Raw genomic sequence first — 16319 nt, 5'->3', positions numbered from 1 at the left:
CGGCGCGCTTCGACGATCGAGTGACGGGCGGGGCGAAGCCGGCATCGCATGGTGCCTGCACGGTACCGGCTTCGTTTCCGCTTTCAGCATATGCCGCTACGCGCGGCTTCTCTCAGGCTCCAACGGTGCCTGCCACGACCACGGCCTCGCGCGCTCACGTGACGCGCGTCGGCCACTCGGCGTGCGGCGGAGCCGCCTGCACGCGTCCTTCGCTCAACTGCACGACCTGGTCGCCGAACGCGGCGACGTCGTCGGGATCGTGCGAGATCAGCACCATCGGGATATCGAGCCGCGCCTGCAGCTCGGCGAGTTCGTGACGCATGCGCTGGCGCATGGCGCCGTCGAGCGCCGCGAACGGTTCGTCGAGCAGCAGGATCCGCGGCTGCGCGACCAGTGCGCGCGCGAGCGCGACGCGCTGTTTCTGCCCACCGGAAAGTTGCGACGGGTACTGCCCGGCGAGCGCTTCGAGATCGAACGCCTTCAGCCAGTACGCGACTTCCGGCGACACCGTCTTCGCGCGCGGGTTGCGCAGTCCCGACGTGAGCCCGAACGCAATGTTCTGGCGCACGTTCAGATGCGGAAACAGCGCGTAGTCCTGGAACAGGTACGCGACACGGCGTTCGCGGGTCGGCACGTCGATGCGGCGCGCGGCGTCGAACAGCGGTTCGTTGTTCAGCACGATCGTGCCTTCGTCGGGCGACAGCAGCCCGGCGATCGCCTGCAGCGTCATGCTCTTGCCCGCGCCGGACGGCCCGAACAGCACGACGCGCTGCGTCGTTGCCGTGAACGACATGTCGAGCGTGAAGCGGCGCTCGGCGTTCGCGTAGGTCTTGCGGATGTCGACGACGAGGCTCATGCGGGCCTCCGCCGAAGCCGCCCTGCCGCGAAAGACGATGGACGAGGCAGGCGCTTCATGTCAGCTGACTCCGCCGGGCACGCGACGGCACGAGCCAGCCGGTCGCGAGCAGCACGAGCACGCAGGTGATCGACGTCACCAGCACGAGGAAGTTGGCCGTGCTGTCGTCGCCGGCCTGCACGGCCGCGTAGATCGCGACCGACAGTGTCTGCGTGCGGCCGGGCAGGTTGCCCGCGATCATCAGCGTCGCGCCGAACTCGCCGAGTGCACGTGCGAACGCGAGCAGCGCGCCCGCGAGGATCCCGCGCGTGGCGAGCGGCAGCGTCACGCGGAAGAACACCGCGACTTCGCCGAGCCCGAGTGTGCGCGCGGCGCGCTCGAGATGCGGATCGACGCCTTCGAACGCGGCCCGCGCCGACTTCAGGATCAACGGAAACGCGACGACCATCGACGCGATCACCGCGCCCTGCCACGTGAAGACCAGCTCGATGCCGAGCTTGTCGAGCCACGCGCCGAACACGCCGCGCCGGCCGAGCAGCACGAGCAGGTAATACCCGAGTACCGTCGGCGGCAGCACGAGCGGCAGCGTCAGCACGGAATCGACGACGTCGCGCAGCGGCGAGCGCCAGCGCGCGAGCATGAACGCGGCGGCGACGCCGAGCACGATGTCGAGCGCGGTTGCCCAACCGGCAACCTTCAGCGACAGCAGCAGCGGTACCCAGGCGTCTTGCATCGCGCTACGCTCACTTGCCCGCGGGCTTGAAGCCGAACGTCGACAGCACGGCCTGGCCCTGCGGCGACGCGACGAAGTCGATGAACGACTGCGCCTGCGCGGCGTGGCGGCTGTCCTTGACCACGGCGATCGGATAGGTGATGGCCGTCTTCGTCGGCACCGTCAGCGCGACCTTCACGCGGCCCGGCATGATCGCGGCGTCGGTGCCGAACACGAAGCCCGCGTCGACTTCGCCGCGCGCGACATAGTCGAGGCTCTGGCGCACGTTGGCGGCCAGCACGCCTTTCGCGCTGACGGCATCCCACACGCCGGCCGTGCGCAGTGCGCCCTCGGTGTAGCGACCGACCGGCACCGATGCCGGGTCGCCATACGCGATGCGCTTCACGCCGGGCGCCGTCAGGTCATTCAGCGACGTCGGCGCGGCGGCCTTGCTGTCCGCCGGCACGATCAGCACGAGCGAGTTCGCCGCGAAATCGCGGCGCGTGCCGGGCACGATCACCTTTTCGTCGGCCGCACGATCCATCGCCTTCTGGTCGGCCGACGCGAACACGTCGGCCGGCGCGCCCTTGGCGATCTGCTGCATCAGCACGTCCGACGCGCCGAAGTTGAACAGCACCTTGGTATCGGGATGCTGCTTCTCGTACGCATCGCCGACGGCCTTGAACGCGTTCGTCAGGCTGGCGGCGGCCGACACGACCAGTTCGTCGGCGGCGGACGCGGGCGCGCTGAACGCAATACCGGCAGCGGCAAGCGTGGCGATCGGCAGCAGGCGAAGCAGGGTGCGGCGAAGCGGACGGACGGTTGAGCGCATGGTGGATTCGTTTTGAATGGGTGGAAACCGTAATCGTAATATAGGGCGGGTTATAACGCTCGACATACCGCTCATGCGACGGCGTGCATGAATGGTCAGACCAGAAAAGGGGCGGGCGTGACGGCCGGGCGGCCGGTCACGTACGGAGCGTTTGCGGCGGCGACTGGGTGCGCTGCAGCGACGACGGCTGCGATGCGGGTCGGTAGTTCGGGTTGGCCTTCCAGCGCGCGCGGACGAACGGGCGCTCGTGGCCCGACAGTTGCAGCGCCACCTTGGTGACCCAGCGATGCGACGGCACGGTGATGCCGTGCAGCGCCACGGTGACGAGTGCGAGGCTCGCGACGACCGCGGGCACCGACCAGCGGTGCGGTACCGCGCGCCACGAACCGGCGATGAACGCGAGCGCGGCGATCGCGCCGACGATACAGCCGGTGATCGATTCGGACGGCGAATGCGCGTCGAGCGCGACGCGCGACACGCCGACCGCGACGCCGGCCGCGAGCCCGAGCGCGATGCCGGCGATCCTCACCGGCGTGCGCGTGCGGATCAGCGCCAGGAAAATCGCGACCGGATAGACCGACGTCGACAGCATCGCATGGCCGCTGAACCCCGTGAAATCCCACTTGCGGATGCCGATCCCCCAGCCGAGGAACGCGATCTTCGTGAGCGCGACCACGCCGATCGCGGCCGCGAGCACACCGAGCCACGCGGCCGCGCGCTGCCACGAGTAGCCGAGCGCGAGCCAGACGGCGATCGTGATCGCGAGCGGCAGGGTCAGGCCGGCGCCGCCGAACGCGGTGATCATGATCCACAGGTGAGACGACAGGTCGAACATCGGGAAGGGGACGAACGAAGGCGGGGAAGATGCTTAAATCAACGCGCGAGCCGGAAAGAACGACTACAACGGATACAAGCGGCGAAGCCCCAGTATAGCGCCGCGTGCGCACGAGCCCCGTTTTTTGCGCGGCCGGGAACTATCCACGTGCAGGAAAAATCCCAGAAACAATGTTATGGTGCATTGCACAAAGACGAACGATGCATCCGCTGTGGTGCCCCTATTTTTCCTGACTGCGAGCCCGATCGATGACCAAAAGTCTGACCAAGGTGTGGCTGGGCGGCATGAAACGCATGCTGTCTCCGGCCGCCCAGCGCGCGGCGCGTGATGCGCAGCGCATCACACGCGACGCACTCGAGGCCGCTGCCTCTCCCGCCGTATCCGATCTGTCCCCGCCGCGCGAATCGCGCGTGCGACCGCGCGCGGCCGCCTGGGCGGCCGGCGAGTGGACGCGCGGCGAACATCCAATGGCACCCGCGCTCGGGCGCCTCGTCCAGAATCTCGCGTACGGCCTCTACGTGCCGACCGGCCGCCGGCGCGGCGCGATGCCGCTCGTCGTGATGCTGCACGGCTGCCAGCAGTCCGTCGACGAATTCGTGCAGGGCACGCGCATGAACCTGCTGGCCGACAAGTACGGCTTCGCGGTGCTGTATCCGGAGCAGTCGCTGCGCGCACATGCGCACGGCTGCTGGCACTGGTATGAAGACACTGACCGCGCGGGCCGTGGCGAGGCGAATGCGGTGGCATCGCTCGTCGACGCGCTCGTCGACGAACGCGGTTTCGACGCGTCGCGTGTCTATGTCGCGGGGCTGTCGGCCGGCGCGGGCCTGGCGTCGCTTCTTGCACTGCACCATCCCGACCGCTTCGCGGCGGTGGCGCTGCACTCGGGCCCGGCGCTCGGCGAGGCGAATTCCGGCATTACCGCGATGGACGTGATGCGGCGCGGCGTGCGGCAGAATCCGGCCGCGGCCGTCGATGCGCTGGTCGATGCCGCCGCGTATCCCGGCATGCCCGCGCTGATCGTCCAGGGCGATGGCGACCACGTGGTCGCACCGAAGAACGCCGACCAGTTGACGGTGCAGTTCATGCGCCTGAATGGGCTGGCCGACAGCCGCGGCGCACTGCGCGGCGGCGAGCGGGTCGAGACGCGCGAAGCGGGCGCGCAGATCACCGATGTCTGCCGCGACGGCGAGCCGGTCGTGCGGCTCTGTCATGTGAAAGGGCTCGATCATGCGTGGGCCGGCGGCGATGAAGCCGTGCCGTTTCATGCGGCGGTCGGCCCCGATGCGAGCGCGATGATCTGGGCCTTTTTCGAAGCCAATCGCCGCACTGTGGCGACCGAACGACGCATCGGTTGAGCGACGCTGGTCAAAGCCTAGGGTTTTCCCTATAATTCGGGAAAACCCTAGTCAAAGAACCTTCGAATAGCGAGATCAACCATGTACCTGCTGAGCCACCTCTTCCTGATGCTGACCAAGAACGCTGAAAAGGCCTCGAAAGAGCGCGCCGACGCGTACCTGGCCGACGCCACCGACATCTACGATCTCGAATTCCGCATGCGCAAGATCGATCGCGAAGCGGCGATGAATCGCCCGTATTCGTTCGGCGCGCGCTAAGCAGCGCAGGGCGGGCCGGCTGGTCCGCCGTTCCGGCGAGTCACGCAGCAAAAAGGGCGCGTGCGGCTACATGCCGCACGCGCCCTTTTTGCATGGGTGGCTTTGCGTCGCGTCAGACGACCGTCAGGCGCACCGGCACGTTGTTGCGCGTCGCGTTCGAATACGGGCACACGTGGTGCGCCTTTTCGACCAGCGCTTGCGCGTCGGCCTTGTCGAGCCCGGGCAGCGACACGCGCAGCTCGACGTCGAGCCCGAAGCCGCCTGCGTCATTCGGGCCGATGCCCACTTCCGCGGTGACCTGCGTGTCGGCCGGCAGTGCCTTCTTGTCCTGGCCGGCAACGAATTTCATCGCGCTCAGGAAACAGGCCGAGTAACCTGCGGCAAACAGTTGCTCCGGATTCGTGCCTTCCGCGCCCGTGCCGCCGAGTTCGCGCGGCGCGGCCAGCTTCACTTCCAGCTTGTTGTCAGCGGATACCGCGCGGCCGTCGCGGCCACCCGTGCTCGTGGCGCTGGTCTTGTACAGAATGTTCATCGTGCAGCTCCTGTCTGGGAAAGGGAGGAAAAGCGGCCCGGTCGAACGGGGTGTCGCCGGCCACGAAGAAAATATAGAACACAAATCATTAGTGTGCAAATGAAATTTTGAAGAAAAGGCCCGGCAGCGCCGGGCCGGTTCGCCGAGGCTCGCCTGTCAGCGTTCGTTGGCGGCCGACAGCGCGTCGCGCAACTGCTGGAGATCGGCGCGCAGCCTGACGAGGAATTCGGGGGATTGCTGCATCGCGCAAAAGAGATCGGCGGGTACCGAGCGTGCGCGGTCTTTCAGCGCACGGCCTTCCGGCGTCACGCGCACGTTCACCACGCGTTCGTCGGCTGCGCTGCGCACACGCTCCACGTAGCCGAGCGCCTCCAGCCGCTTCAGCAGCGGCGTGACCGTGGCCGGGTCGAGGTCGAGCCGCGCGGCGATGTCCTTCACGGCGATGTCGTCGCGTTCCCACAGCACGAGCATCGCGAGATATTGGGGATAGGTCAGCGACAGCTTGTCGAGCAGCGGCTTGTACGCCTTCGTCATCGCATGCGAAGTCGAGTAGAGCGCGAAGCAGAGTTGCTCGTCGAGCGTCTGGGGCAGCGGGGGCAGGCGGTCCATGATTCGGGAGGCGCGGCGAACGCGCGAACAATTTGCACGCAAATTATTTTGCGCGCAAATGATCGGGATGAACAGGGGGCGGCCGGCGCGGGGCGGTGGCCGACGGAGGCGGGGAAGGGATGAGGCGCCGGGAGGCAACCCGGCGCGGAGAACGGTGGCCGGCGACGTGCGCCGGCCGGGGATACGTCAGCGGCCCGACGTGGTGGTCGTTGCGCCGGGTTCCTGTACGCCGAAGCAGCCGCGATAGGTCGCGTAGAACGAGCAGTACAGCATCGTGACGATGATGATCGTCACCGGCATCATGATCGTCAGCGCGTACGCGCCGGCGCCGAGCGCCTGCAGCAGCAGCGACAGCGCGAGCGACGTGCCGAGCGCGACGGCGAACCACAGCACGCCGTACACGACGAACGCGCCGCGATTGCGCCAGCAGCTGACGACGCTGAAAAACAGCGCCTTCGCGGGCGGCACGTCATGCCATGCGACCAGTACCGGCGCGAACCAGAACAGCATTGCGACCGGCAGATAGAGCAGCGTCGCGAAGAACAGCGCGCCGAGCGTGCCTTGCGCGGCGAGCGTTTCCGGCGTCGCGCTTGCCTCGTCCGCCGCGCCCATCATCACGTGGAACAGCGCGCCGCCGTCGACGAACGACGAAGCGGCGAACACCAGCACCATCGACGCGACGTAGATCACGCCGAGCACGAGCAGCCGCTGGGTCGCGACAGTGCCGTACGAGCGGAAGCCGTCGACGAGGATCGTCGGCATCACCGGCTTGCCGGCCACCGTGTCGCGGCATGCGGCCATGAAGCCGACCGCGACGCCCGGAATGAACACCAGCGGCAGCGCGGAGCCGATCACGGGCACCATCGACACCAGCGTGATCGCCAGCAGGTACGTGAAGAACAGCGTGATGAACGCGAGCGGGTTCCGGCGGAACAGCCAGACGCCTTGACGGAACCAGACATAGCCCGTTTTGGCGGGCACTTCGATCAGTTGCATGCGGTTTGGATCTCGGGAAGCGCGGGCGTATGCGCGATACGCTCGCGCAGGATGCGTTCGAAATGGCCGGGGTCGTGCGGCTTGAGCATCTCGGCCGCACGCGGCAGGTAGAAGTCGTACAGGCGCGACACCCAGAAGCGGTACGCGCCCGCGCGCAGCATGTCGCTCCAGTGGCGGCGCTCCTCGGCCGTGAACGGCCGGACGGTCTGGTACGCACGCAGCATCGCATCGGCGCGCGCGACGTCGAGCACGCCGGTCGCGAGGTCGACGCACCAGTCGTTGACCGTGACCGCGACGTCGAACAGCCACTTGTCGCAGCCCGCGAAATAGAAGTCGAAGAAGCCGCCGAGCCGCACGTCGTGGCCGGTGCCGGGCGCCGCGTGCGCGAACAGCACGTTGTCGCGGAACAGGTCGCAATGGCACGGCCCGGCAGGCATCGCCGCGTAGTCGTCCGATGCGAAGAAGCTGGCCTGGTGCGCGAGTTCGCCCTCCAGCAATGCGCGCTGCTCATCCGTGATGAACGGCACGATCGCCGGCACGTTCTCCTGCCACCACGGCAGGCTGCGCAGGTTCGGCTGGTTGCGCGGATAGTCGCGGCCGGCGAGGTGCAGGCGCGCGAGCATCTGCCCGACCTCGATGCAGTGTTCGACCCCCGGCGCGAGTTCGGCCGAGCCGTCGAGCTTCGTGACGATCGCGGCCGGCTTGCCGTGCAGCTCGCCGAACAATGCGCCGTCGTCGCGCGGGATCGGATCCGGCACCGGCACGCCGTGGCCGGCCAGATGGCGCATCAGGTCGAGGTAGAACGGCAGTTGCTGCGCCGTGAGCTTTTCGAAGATCGTGAGGACGTACTCGCCGCGCGTCGTCGTCAGGAAGAAATTGCTGTTTTCGATACCGGACGGAATGCCGCGGAACGCAAGCACGTCGCCCAGTTCGTAGTGGCGCATCCATTGCGCGAGATCGGAGTCGGAAACAGCAGTGAAAACGGCCATGCGGGATGCGTCAGGTCAGGGTGTCGGCACGCGGGCGGCGTGCGTCGCGACAGCAGGTGAAGGGAGGCGGCGCGCGGCGTTCGACGCGGCGCGCCACGGAATCAGTAGCGCAGGTTCAGCGACGGCAGGCGCGTGATCGGGATGCCCGCGTCGTGCGGCTTCGGCGACGTGTCGGGCGTCGAGCTCATCTGGTAGCGCGTGCCAAAGTTCGACTTCACGTCGATCTCGACCGGTTTGCCGCGATCGCGATACTCGGTGACTTCGGTGCCGTTCTTGCTCTTTTCGTGGAAGCTCGGCGTGCGGCGGATGTCGGCGAAGTCGACTTTCGACGTGACTTCGGCACCCGGCCGGTTGATCTTGCGGAGATCGGGCAGGCCGGCGGCCTCGTTGGCCTCGGCCCGAGCCTGCGCGTCGGCGTCAGGCGTACCGCCGGCGGCGTAAGCGACGCTGGCGGCGGCAAACGCGGCGGCAGCGGCGACGAGAATGAGCGGCTTCATGATGAGTCTCCAGTGAACCCACCGATTTTAGCAAATACTGCGCCCCTTCCGGCCCTCGCGTGCGCAGGGGCGGCCATAAGCGTGACCAGGTTCCGTGGTAATGTCGTCAGATCAGACGAGGTGATGAAAATGAAGAACGATTTGAGCCGCCGGCACCGAGTGCTGACGCCCGAAAGCCCGTCGGTCGAGGCTTTCGACGATCCGATCGCCGCCGTCGCGCGGCTGTCCGCCATTTACGATACGAATACGGGCTTCCTGCGCGACGCCTTCGCGCGCTATCGCCGCCACGAACCGATTACCGACCACGTGCGCGCATGCTACCCGTTCGTGCGGATCCGCACCGACGTCAACACGCACGTCGATTCGCGCCGCTCGTACGGTTTCGTCGCCGGCCCCGGCGTATTCGAGACGACGGTCACGCGCCCCGATCTCTTCGCGAACTACTATCGCGAGCAGTTGCGCCTGCTGGCGAAGAACCACCATGTGAAGATCGAGATCGGCGTGTCGTCGCAGCCGATTCCGGTTCATTTCGCGTTTCCGGAAGGCATCCATCTCGAGGGCGAGCTCGATCGCGACCGCCTGCTCGCGATGCGCGACATCTTCGATACACCCGACCTGTCGTATCTCGACGACCGCATCGTCAACGGCACGTTCGAGCCGGCGCCGGGCGAGCCGCATCCGCTCGCGCTGTTCACGGCCGCGCGCGTCGACTTCTCGCTGCACCGGCTGCGCCACTACACGGCCACGTCGCCCACGCACTTCCAGAACTACGTGCTCTACACGAACTACCAGTTCTACATCGACGAATTCGTGAAGCTGGGCCGCACGGTGATGACGGAGAGCGACGATCCCGAGGTGCGGGCATACCGCAGCCAGTACAGCTCGTTCGTCGAGCCGGGCGATGTCGTCACGTACAACGCGAACCTCGGCAGCGAGCCGGCCGAGGGCAACGCGCCGCCGCGCCTGCCGCAGATGCCCGCGTATCACCTGAAGCGCGCGGACGGCAGCGGGATCACGATGGTCAACATCGGCGTCGGTCCGTCGAACGCGAAGACGATCACCGATCACATCGCGGTGCTGCGTCCGCACGCGTGGGTGATGCTCGGTCACTGCGCGGGGCTGCGCAACACGCAGCGTCTCGGCGACTACGTGCTCGCACACGGTTACGTGCGCGAGGATCACGTGCTCGATGCCGACCTGCCGCTGTGGGTGCCGATTCCGGCACTGGCCGAAGTGCAGCTCGCACTCGAACGCGGGGTGGCCGACGTGACCCGGCTGGAGGGGGCTGAACTGAAGCGCGTGATGCGCACGGGTACGGTCGCGAGCGTCGACAACCGTAACTGGGAGTTGCGCGATCATCGCGAACCGGTGCAGCGGCTGTCGCAGAGCCGTGCGGTCGCGCTCGACATGGAAAGCGCGACGATCGCCGCGAACGGCTTCCGCTTCCGCGTGCCGTACGGCACGCTGCTGTGCGTGTCGGACAAGCCGCTGCACGGCGAGCTGAAACTGCCGGGCATGGCCGACACGTTCTATCGCGGGCAGGTCGACCAGCATCTGCAGATCGGGGTGAAGGCGATGGAGATCCTGCGCACGAACGGGCTCGACAAGCTGCATAGCCGGAAGTTGCGGAGCTTTGCGGAAGTGGCGTTCCAGTGATAAATCCTTGCTGTACAAGGCTCCCCGGCCGGTTCGGGGAGCCTTCGTGTCTAACATGAGCGTCGGTGTCTAACTTGCACGCGTCAATGGAACTGGTTGGACGCGTTCTACTTCACGTGATTTTGTGTAGTGTGCCGTCATGCTTTCGGTCGTGTGGCCGGCAAGTGATTGCGCTGCCGCTGCTCCCCGCTGCCGCTTTAGATCGGTCAGCGCCTTCGCCCGCAGATCGTGGAAGTGCATGCCGATCAGGTATAGCGGGTTCGGGGTGATTCTCCTTTCTTCGCAGTCTTTCTCGTAGGCCGTTCGCGCGCGCTGGCAAGCGCGTTTCCACCCTGAGTACGCGCCGATGTAGGTGAAGCGGCCGCCGGCATGCGTGCAGATCACCGGCCCGATGGCCGTGATCTTGCCGCCGCGCGCTCGATCCAATGTTTCTCGCAGGTCGGGTGTCATCTCGATCAACAGGCGCACGCCGCTACTGTTGACCGTCTTGCTCGGGTGAAACGAAATCCCCTCGTCGGACACGTTCTGCCAGTTGAGCGCGAGAAGATCTCCGATACGTTGAGCGGTCTGGTACGCCAGGTCGATCAGGCAGAGGATCGACCGTGCGGACGATGTCTTATAGCCTGCACTGGCAACGATGGCCGCCCGCACTGCGTCCAGTTCGTCGTCCGTGATGTAGCGATCCCGCTTCTTTTCCCTGGCCGCGCCGATCTCGCGCGCGGGATTGCGGTCGCAAAGCCCACGCCGAACCGCATGCATGAAGATCAGCGACAGCAATGCCTTGTGTTTGTTGCTGCTGCTCGCCTTGTCGTGGAAATGCTTGTCCAGGAACCGAGCAACATCGGCTGGCCTGACGTCCTCGATCAGCCACTGCGGGCCAAACTCCTTGCGAATGAGTCCAATCATCTTGACGTAGTTGGAGCGAGTCTTCGGCGCATACGCGGGAAGCTTTTTCCGCACCCAGTCATCGATGAGGGCCGGCATCGTGTTCTCGAGAGCTGCTTTGCTGTCGGATGCACGCGTGAACTCGGCCAGCGATTCGTACAGGCGGACGATGCCGTCTTTGACGCGGCAGAGCTTGTGCCATTTGCGGTCCTTGTCGACGAACCACCATGATCCGTGCTTCTCGTAGACGCGAGCGGGCAGGAAAGAGGGGCTTTGACGGCGTCCGATCATTTCGTAGTGTCCTTCATGTCAGAGGTTAGTTTTGGGCGTTTGCGATGGAGCGTCTTTTCTTGAGCGCCGAAACCCAGCACGTGGTGTCGCCAAACTCTGACGCTGCCATCAGGTCGGCGGTCGGCCGGAATCCCCGCGACCGCGAGGGCCCGCAGTTGTCTCGCTGGTTGGCGGTATCCCGTCGCTTCGTAGATTTCTCGCACTGTCAGGGTGAGCGAGCTCGCCTGGATCGCGTGCGAATGGTCGCCGGGCTCGGAGCGCGAAGGGCGGGGGCGCAGAACAACTCGTGGACTCGTGGTTTGAATTGCGTCGAGCATTTAACTTATTGATTCGTAAAATATTTTTGCGCCATCAATTGCCACGAAAAACACGTGGCACCCCCTTGCGACTCGTGGCCTAAAAAATAGGCAGCGTTCGCGACTCGTGGCAAAACGCACCCGACTCGTGGCATGACATTTCGGTCAATTTCCGCCCCTTCTACGTATTCTTTCTTCTTCTTTTTCAATGAATTAGAGAGAAGAGAAAAAGGGGCGACGGCGGCCAGCGCAAAAACCGGACTAGTGGCAAAAACGGCCCGACTAGTGGCAAAAGCGGACTGACACATGGCGGCACTCGCTTCAAGAATCAAAGACTTACGAGCGAGCAGCCCCGAAAACCACGATTCACGTGCACTGCCTGCCCGTTCCCTGTGGAAAAACCGGCTCGCGCGGCCCTTCTCCCTCAAGGCCAGCGTAGTTGCCCGGCCGTTTCGACTTGCGGGGGGGACGGGGGGCAGCGGAAAGAGCGACGGCCGGGCATTCGCGTGCACCGATTGCTGCGCGCATCGACGCACGCACCGGAAACTCGAATACAGGGCCGCTACGCGGCCGGAAAGAAGAGGGAAAGGGGCACGGCCGCATGGCGGCCGCATCGGCTGAGAGGGCGTCACGCTGCAGCCCCTTGCCGCGCATCGGTGGCCAGATCTTCGCGGATGGACACGTGCAGCCCGAAGCCGGCCAGGCGGTCCAGCGAGATCGGCGTGAGGTACGGCACGCGTCGGGTGTAGATGCGGCGCTCGACTTCCTTCTCGCCGACCACGACGCCGGCGTGCTTGAGCTGCGCCTTGAACACGCGGTCGGATTTCACCGGCAGGCCGTTCCATTTGTCGCGCAGCGCGCTCGTGTGGGCGATGTGGTCCATCACATGCCCGGTGCGCAGTAGCAGGCAGAACTCGCCGTCGACGGTATCGAACGTGAACGGGTGCTTGTAGTTGCCGCCGTCGATCTCCGACAGCACGGTTTCCATGATCCAGACCCACGGCTCGCGATCGGCGCTCGTCTCGGCGACGTGGCCGTTCATTTCGGTGAGCAGGTCGCGCGCGAAGTCCCCTTCACTCGGGTCCATGCCGGCGAACTCGCACAGGTAGCGCCAGGCGAGTGCGACGGCTGCATAGTTGCCGGCCATTCGCTTCGCGCCGTCGTCCTCGCCGCTCGCACGGCAGTTGGCCAGAGCCTTGTCGCGCAGCGTCGCGTACTGGTCGGCCACGGCGCGCTTGTCCAGGCCTGCGAGGAATTCGAGCCACTGCCGAACCGGGAAGCGCGGCAGGCCGTCGGGCATCAGCGGGCCGCGCTTGCCGGTCAGCGTCGTGCGCACGAGCTTGCCGAGCAGGCTGCGCACGGGTACGTCCTCGCCGGCCAGCATCACGGGCGCGCACAACAGGTATTCCGTCATGTCGGTGCCGCGACGCGTCACGGTGTACTGGTAGTTCTCCTGCAGCAGCCCGACCGCCTTGTCGATCACGTCCTGCCGGCGCGCGGACAGTTCTTCCCATCCGACCGGATGGCTCGTGTGGCTGATGCTGGTGAGCAGGCGGAACTCGGTCTGCAGCGACTGCCCGGAGAACATCGTGAACGCCAGCGAGCGCTCGAGGCGCTTGATGAGCGTCGACTTGCCGGCGCCCTTGTTCGCCTGGATCGTGATGTGCGGCCAGAAACCGAGCAGCGCCTTCAGGTGGCCGCCGAGCGCCCACACGAGCGGGATCGTCGCGGCGTTCTGCTTGAACGTCGCCTGGTACGCGGCGATCACGCGGCGCGCATCGCTGGCCGGGCCAGTCGGGAACGTCAGGTTGTGATACGGGCACTGCTTGTCGGCTTCGGTGAAATAACAGTCCGGGCCTTCGTTGACGATCAGGCGGCCGTCGCGCCAGGCGAGCCCGACGAAGTTGGCCGCCTGACGCGCGCCGAGGTCGGCGCCGCGCTCGAGGATGTTGACCATGCGCTTGAACGGCGCCGGCGCCCAGATCGGGCCGAACTTGCCCCACTGGTCGACGTTGTGGAGCTGGTCGTCGAGCATCACGCGGCGCACGAGCTGCGCGCCGTGGCGCGGCGCCTGCACGGACACGGCGAAATAGACGGTGGGCGCCTGGTCGGCGTCGCCCGTCATCGTCGACGTCGCGCTCGCGACGGACACGCGGCTGATGCCGGCGATCCGGAAGCCACACAGATCCGTCACGACGGGCGTCTCGACGCCCGATTCCTCGTTGCGGTCCATCTTCGTGATGTAGCTGGTGAAGTCCGGCCGCACGCGAAAGCGCCAGTACTGCGCGAAGTCGTGCGACGGCAGGAAGATGCGCGGCCGGCCGCGTCGCGTGGTATCGCCAGGCATGCCGGCGATGAGCCACGGCTCGAGCTGCTCGAGCGCGTGCTGCAGCCCAGCCGCGCCGCGCATCTGCAGGTAGTCGTTCACGTCGTTGATCGGTTTGGCGGTCTTCTCGCCGTCCGCGAGGTCGGCGAGCCAGCCGGCCTGGTCGACGAGCATGGCGCTGATGTTCAGCGCCGTGAGCCGTTCGTAGAGCGCCCACGCGGCTTCTGGCCCAGGGCGGCGGCCGGCGCGCGGGTGGCCGTCCGCGAACGGCTCGTCGTTGTCCATGCAGATCACGGCCTGTTTGCCGCGCAGGAACGCGAAGTCGATGCCGTCGACGTTCGCCAGGCCGCGCAGCGCGAGTGCGGCCGTGCCAGGCAGCGCACAGGTGTCGATCGACAGCGCATTGATCGCGCTTTCGACGATGAACACGCGCTTTGCCTTGTCGAGCCGCCGAGGGTCGGCGGTCCAGCCGTAGCCGGCCTTGTCGCCCTGGGTTTGAGTCTTGACACCGCCGTTGAGCGCCGGATCGACGTAGCGCATGTCGACGGCGACGACGCGGCCGTCGCCGGCCCCGCGCACGATGAACGCAGCGGCCGGGCCGGCGTGGCCGACTTCGCCGGCCGCGACCTTCGCGCTGGTCCAGGTGTTGAAACCGAGCGTGCGCGCTGCGATCGCGGCGTCGATCGCAGCGGCCGAAATGGCGCGGCCGGCGAGATACTCGCGCGCGCGATCGCGTTCGGTGAAGCAGCAGTCGGCAATGTATTCGAATTTCGTTTTCTCGCGGCGCTCGGCCGGCGCCTGGCGGTCGAGCGGGATGCCGTACGCGTCGTGCAGGTAGCGCACCGCGTCGGCAACGGTGCCGCCGCGCGCATGAATGACCAGGTCGATACACGAGCCGCCGGTGTCGGCGCTGTGGTCGCGCCAGCCGGTGCCGTGCTTCGGGTGGTTCACGTAGATCGACAGTGACGGACTCTTGTCGTCGTGCTGCGGCGAGTGGTAGAGCGCGCGGTCGCCGCCGCGACCGCGTTTCATGCCGAGGCGATCGGCGAGGTCGTGCAGGTCGATGTGTTGTTTCAGTTCGTCGATCGAGGCCATCGTTATTGCTGTTGCTGTTGATGCAGGGAGAGGGCGGCAGGGTTGCCGGGTGTCGCGGGGCTGTCGACGAGCGCACGCAGTGCGCCGGACGACGCGGGGAAGGCCAGCGCTAGGCGATCGCCGAGGACGCTGACGAACAGCGCGAGCACCGCGACGCGCTGCAGGCCGCCGGCTTCGTGGTCAAAGCGAAGCGCGTCGGCGGCAGCTGCGATGGAAGCCGCGAGCGCGGCGTCGTGAGGGGTAGTGGTGCGCGTCATGCTGCTGCGCCTCCGAGGATGTCGTGATGGTTCTGCTGCAGGCGGTATGCGGCGTGTTGCAGCTCGTAGCGCGAGGCCGTCGCCTGCTCGAGGATGTCGCGCAGCCGGCGGCGGTTGCGTTCGACGTTCGAGGTCGCGTTCGCGAGCGCTGCGGTGCGTGTTGCGCCGTGGCCGATCCGCATGCCCGAGATCAGGTGCGTGACGATGTACCTTTCCGGATGACCGTCGCGCATCTGCAGCTCGGCATGAATGCCGAACGTGGCATCGGCAGTGTTCGGGATGACGACGTGCTCGCCGGCGACGGTGCGCAGGCCGGCTGACGTCAACAGTTCGTAGCGGATGGTGGGTTCGTTGGTCATCGTGTCACCCGCGCGGCGGAACGGACGAGGCCAGCGCCACGACCAGGACGAACGTCACGGTGGCGCCGATCACGAATGCGATCGGTCGTGCGAGGCGCACGTCGAATAGGCGCAACAGGTCGGCGGCCAGGCTGTAGACGCCGGTAAGGGAGAAGGCAAGCATCAGCAGGACGCTGATGCCGAACACGTAGGGCTTCATGGTGTGGTTCCAGGTGATTGCGTCGGCGACCGGCGCGGATGGTCAGTCGAAGTCGTTCGCGGCGCGACGCTTCACGTCGACGAGTGGTGACTCGGGTACTGGCTCCCTGGCCCGCCATACGCTCGCCGTACATTCGAAGGCGCGGCGTGCGGCCGGGTGAAGCGAGTCAAAGTCGCCGACCATGTGCAAGCGCCGCCAGGTCGCGCGCAGCTCGAGCTCGGTGAGGGCGGGGCGCATCGTGTGGGCGGTCAGTGCAGCCATGCGAGGATCGGCGTGCCGTTGGCGTGGTCCCAGGTCACGCGGAAGCCGAGCGCGCTTGCGGAGCGGACGAACACGTCGGCGCGCACGTCGGCGGCGGAGATCTTCGTGAGGTAGGCGATGCGCTCGTCGTAGGACATCGATTCAGCGAGCGCGGCGAGCGGGGCATGGATCAGCGATTGCATACGGCCTCCAAGAAATTTCAGGCAAAAGGAGTCCCTCA

The 16319-nt window shown here is 66.5% G+C and carries 20 protein-coding genes; 3 read left to right on the top strand and 17 right to left on the bottom strand.

The genetic code is table 11. From position 1 onward, the window contains the following. Nucleotides 1-154: 154 nt before the first annotated feature. From BCO18175_RS01015 to BCO18175_RS01000, 4 genes are all read right to left on the bottom strand, one after another. A complete protein-coding gene (locus BCO18175_RS01015) occupies nucleotides 155-856 on the bottom strand; it encodes a sulfate/molybdate ABC transporter ATP-binding protein (protein WP_174978989.1) in 702 nt (233 codons plus the stop codon). 55 nt (nucleotides 857-911) lie between these two features. Further along, entirely contained in the window at nucleotides 912-1589 is a 678-nt protein-coding gene (gene modB / locus BCO18175_RS01010) for a molybdate ABC transporter permease subunit (RefSeq protein WP_039358066.1), read from the bottom strand. Between the two features lie 10 nt (nucleotides 1590-1599). Beyond that, the gene (gene modA / locus BCO18175_RS01005; protein ID WP_041493354.1) at nucleotides 1600-2400 is read right to left on the bottom strand and encodes a molybdate ABC transporter substrate-binding protein; all 801 of its coding nucleotides are present in this window, start codon (nucleotides 2398-2400) and stop codon (nucleotides 1600-1602) included. 136 nt (nucleotides 2401-2536) lie between these two features. Beyond that, on the bottom strand, nucleotides 2537-3235 hold the full coding sequence (locus BCO18175_RS01000) for a phosphatase PAP2 family protein (protein WP_174978988.1): 699 nt from the start codon (nucleotides 3233-3235) through the stop codon (nucleotides 2537-2539). A 248-nt stretch (nucleotides 3236-3483) separates the two neighbouring features. Between BCO18175_RS01000 and BCO18175_RS00995 the strand changes: the two genes are divergently transcribed. Together BCO18175_RS00995 and BCO18175_RS00990 are read left to right on the top strand one after the other, a co-directional pair. Continuing rightward, nucleotides 3484-4593 (top strand): extracellular catalytic domain type 1 short-chain-length polyhydroxyalkanoate depolymerase, encoded by a 1110-nt coding sequence (locus BCO18175_RS00995; RefSeq protein ID WP_174978987.1) that lies wholly within the window; start codon nucleotides 3484-3486, stop codon nucleotides 4591-4593. 81 nt (nucleotides 4594-4674) lie between these two features. After that, nucleotides 4675-4851, top strand: a complete 177-nt coding sequence (locus BCO18175_RS00990; protein ID WP_085040617.1) for a DUF3563 family protein — start codon at nucleotides 4675-4677, stop codon at nucleotides 4849-4851. Between the two features lie 112 nt (nucleotides 4852-4963). Here the strand turns inward: BCO18175_RS00990 and BCO18175_RS00985 are convergent, their stop codons facing one another. The 5 genes from BCO18175_RS00985 to BCO18175_RS00965 form a co-directional block, all read right to left on the bottom strand. Continuing rightward, complete coding sequence (locus BCO18175_RS00985) at nucleotides 4964-5383, bottom strand: organic hydroperoxide resistance protein (protein ID WP_174972915.1); 420 nt, start codon at nucleotides 5381-5383, stop codon at nucleotides 4964-4966. Nucleotides 5384-5539: 156 nt separating this feature from the next. After that, nucleotides 5540-5992: a MarR family winged helix-turn-helix transcriptional regulator gene (locus tag BCO18175_RS00980; RefSeq protein ID WP_122949153.1), complete on the bottom strand. Its 453-nt coding sequence runs from the start codon at nucleotides 5990-5992 to the stop codon at nucleotides 5540-5542. Nucleotides 5993-6178: 186 nt separating this feature from the next. Further along, nucleotides 6179-6988, bottom strand: a complete 810-nt coding sequence (locus BCO18175_RS00975) for a BPSS1780 family membrane protein (protein WP_174917443.1) — start codon at nucleotides 6986-6988, stop codon at nucleotides 6179-6181. Continuing rightward, on the bottom strand, nucleotides 6979-7977 hold the full coding sequence (locus BCO18175_RS00970; RefSeq protein ID WP_174972919.1) for a homoserine kinase: 999 nt from the start codon (nucleotides 7975-7977) through the stop codon (nucleotides 6979-6981). Before BCO18175_RS00970 ends, BCO18175_RS00975 begins: the two co-directional genes overlap by 10 nt. A 101-nt stretch (nucleotides 7978-8078) precedes the next feature. Next, entirely contained in the window at nucleotides 8079-8474 is a 396-nt protein-coding gene (locus BCO18175_RS00965) for a hypothetical protein (RefSeq protein ID WP_039358086.1), read from the bottom strand. 129 nt (nucleotides 8475-8603) lie between these two features. Here BCO18175_RS00965 and BCO18175_RS00960 point away from each other — a divergent pair, with 129 nt between their 5' ends. Further along, nucleotides 8604-10130 (top strand): AMP nucleosidase, encoded by a 1527-nt coding sequence (locus BCO18175_RS00960; protein ID WP_174978986.1) that lies wholly within the window; start codon nucleotides 8604-8606, stop codon nucleotides 10128-10130. A 69-nt stretch (nucleotides 10131-10199) separates the two neighbouring features. Here BCO18175_RS00960 and BCO18175_RS40445 read toward each other — a convergent pair whose 3' ends face one another. The 8 genes from BCO18175_RS40445 to BCO18175_RS00920 form a co-directional block, all read right to left on the bottom strand. Continuing rightward, on the bottom strand, nucleotides 10200-11306 hold the full coding sequence (locus tag BCO18175_RS40445) for a tyrosine-type recombinase/integrase (protein ID WP_254607935.1): 1107 nt from the start codon (nucleotides 11304-11306) through the stop codon (nucleotides 10200-10202). Next, nucleotides 11303-11623: a DUF4224 domain-containing protein gene (locus BCO18175_RS00950; RefSeq protein WP_174978985.1), complete on the bottom strand. Its 321-nt coding sequence runs from the start codon at nucleotides 11621-11623 to the stop codon at nucleotides 11303-11305. The genes BCO18175_RS40445 and BCO18175_RS00950 overlap by 4 nt, the downstream gene beginning before the upstream one ends. A gap of 607 nt (nucleotides 11624-12230) precedes the next feature. Beyond that, nucleotides 12231-15023, bottom strand: coding sequence for a toprim domain-containing protein (locus BCO18175_RS00945; RefSeq protein WP_174978984.1), 2793 nt, complete (start codon nucleotides 15021-15023; stop codon nucleotides 12231-12233). 2 nt (nucleotides 15024-15025) lie between these two features. Further along, a complete protein-coding gene (locus BCO18175_RS00940) occupies nucleotides 15026-15280 on the bottom strand; it encodes a hypothetical protein (protein ID WP_174978983.1) in 255 nt (84 codons plus the stop codon). Next, entirely contained in the window at nucleotides 15277-15639 is a 363-nt protein-coding gene (locus tag BCO18175_RS00935; protein WP_174978982.1) for a hypothetical protein, read from the bottom strand. The genes BCO18175_RS00940 and BCO18175_RS00935 overlap by 4 nt, the downstream gene beginning before the upstream one ends. A 4-nt stretch (nucleotides 15640-15643) precedes the next feature. Continuing rightward, complete coding sequence (locus tag BCO18175_RS00930) at nucleotides 15644-15838, bottom strand: hypothetical protein (protein ID WP_059709545.1); 195 nt, start codon at nucleotides 15836-15838, stop codon at nucleotides 15644-15646. Nucleotides 15839-15880: 42 nt separating this feature from the next. Beyond that, a complete protein-coding gene (locus tag BCO18175_RS00925; protein WP_254607934.1) occupies nucleotides 15881-16099 on the bottom strand; it encodes a hypothetical protein in 219 nt (72 codons plus the stop codon). Further along, nucleotides 16087-16281, bottom strand: a complete 195-nt coding sequence (locus BCO18175_RS00920; RefSeq protein WP_071335464.1) for a hypothetical protein — start codon at nucleotides 16279-16281, stop codon at nucleotides 16087-16089. The genes BCO18175_RS00925 and BCO18175_RS00920 overlap by 13 nt, the downstream gene beginning before the upstream one ends. Nucleotides 16282-16319: the final 38 nt, after the last annotated feature.

Source organism: Burkholderia lata (assembly GCF_902499335.1).
Lineage (GTDB): Bacteria > Pseudomonadota > Gammaproteobacteria > Burkholderiales > Burkholderiaceae > Burkholderia > Burkholderia lata_B.
Note: the sequence above shows the minus strand (reverse complement) of the source record. Positions and strands in the feature narration are given on the sequence as shown.

Coding starts and splice junctions, on each gene's coding strand:
- BCO18175_RS01015 (WP_174978989.1), bottom strand. CDS start 856: ATGAGCCTCGTCGTCGACATCCGCAAGACCTACGCGAACGCCGAGCGC.
- modB (WP_039358066.1), bottom strand. CDS start 1,589: ATGCAAGACGCCTGGGTACCGCTGCTGCTGTCGCTGAAGGTTGCCGGT.
- modA (WP_041493354.1), bottom strand. CDS start 2,400: ATGCGCTCAACCGTCCGTCCGCTTCGCCGCACCCTGCTTCGCCTGCTG.
- BCO18175_RS01000 (WP_174978988.1), bottom strand. CDS start 3,235: ATGTTCGACCTGTCGTCTCACCTGTGGATCATGATCACCGCGTTCGGC.
- BCO18175_RS00995 (WP_174978987.1), top strand. CDS start 3,484: ATGACCAAAAGTCTGACCAAGGTGTGGCTGGGCGGCATGAAACGCATG.
- BCO18175_RS00990 (WP_085040617.1), top strand. CDS start 4,675: ATGTACCTGCTGAGCCACCTCTTCCTGATGCTGACCAAGAACGCTGAA.
- BCO18175_RS00985 (WP_174972915.1), bottom strand. CDS start 5,383: ATGAACATTCTGTACAAGACCAGCGCCACGAGCACGGGTGGCCGCGAC.
- BCO18175_RS00980 (WP_122949153.1), bottom strand. CDS start 5,992: ATGGACCGCCTGCCCCCGCTGCCCCAGACGCTCGACGAGCAACTCTGC.
- BCO18175_RS00975 (WP_174917443.1), bottom strand. CDS start 6,988: ATGCAACTGATCGAAGTGCCCGCCAAAACGGGCTATGTCTGGTTCCGT.
- BCO18175_RS00970 (WP_174972919.1), bottom strand. CDS start 7,977: ATGGCCGTTTTCACTGCTGTTTCCGACTCCGATCTCGCGCAATGGATG.
- BCO18175_RS00965 (WP_039358086.1), bottom strand. CDS start 8,474: ATGAAGCCGCTCATTCTCGTCGCCGCTGCCGCCGCGTTTGCCGCCGCC.
- BCO18175_RS00960 (WP_174978986.1), top strand. CDS start 8,604: ATGAAGAACGATTTGAGCCGCCGGCACCGAGTGCTGACGCCCGAAAGC.
- BCO18175_RS40445 (WP_254607935.1), bottom strand. CDS start 11,306: ATGATCGGACGCCGTCAAAGCCCCTCTTTCCTGCCCGCTCGCGTCTAC.
- BCO18175_RS00950 (WP_174978985.1), bottom strand. CDS start 11,623: ATGCTCGACGCAATTCAAACCACGAGTCCACGAGTTGTTCTGCGCCCC.
- BCO18175_RS00945 (WP_174978984.1), bottom strand. CDS start 15,023: ATGGCCTCGATCGACGAACTGAAACAACACATCGACCTGCACGACCTC.
- BCO18175_RS00940 (WP_174978983.1), bottom strand. CDS start 15,280: ATGACGCGCACCACTACCCCTCACGACGCCGCGCTCGCGGCTTCCATC.
- BCO18175_RS00935 (WP_174978982.1), bottom strand. CDS start 15,639: ATGACCAACGAACCCACCATCCGCTACGAACTGTTGACGTCAGCCGGC.
- BCO18175_RS00930 (WP_059709545.1), bottom strand. CDS start 15,838: ATGAAGCCCTACGTGTTCGGCATCAGCGTCCTGCTGATGCTTGCCTTC.
- BCO18175_RS00925 (WP_254607934.1), bottom strand. CDS start 16,099: ATGGCTGCACTGACCGCCCACACGATGCGCCCCGCCCTCACCGAGCTC.
- BCO18175_RS00920 (WP_071335464.1), bottom strand. CDS start 16,281: ATGCAATCGCTGATCCATGCCCCGCTCGCCGCGCTCGCTGAATCGATG.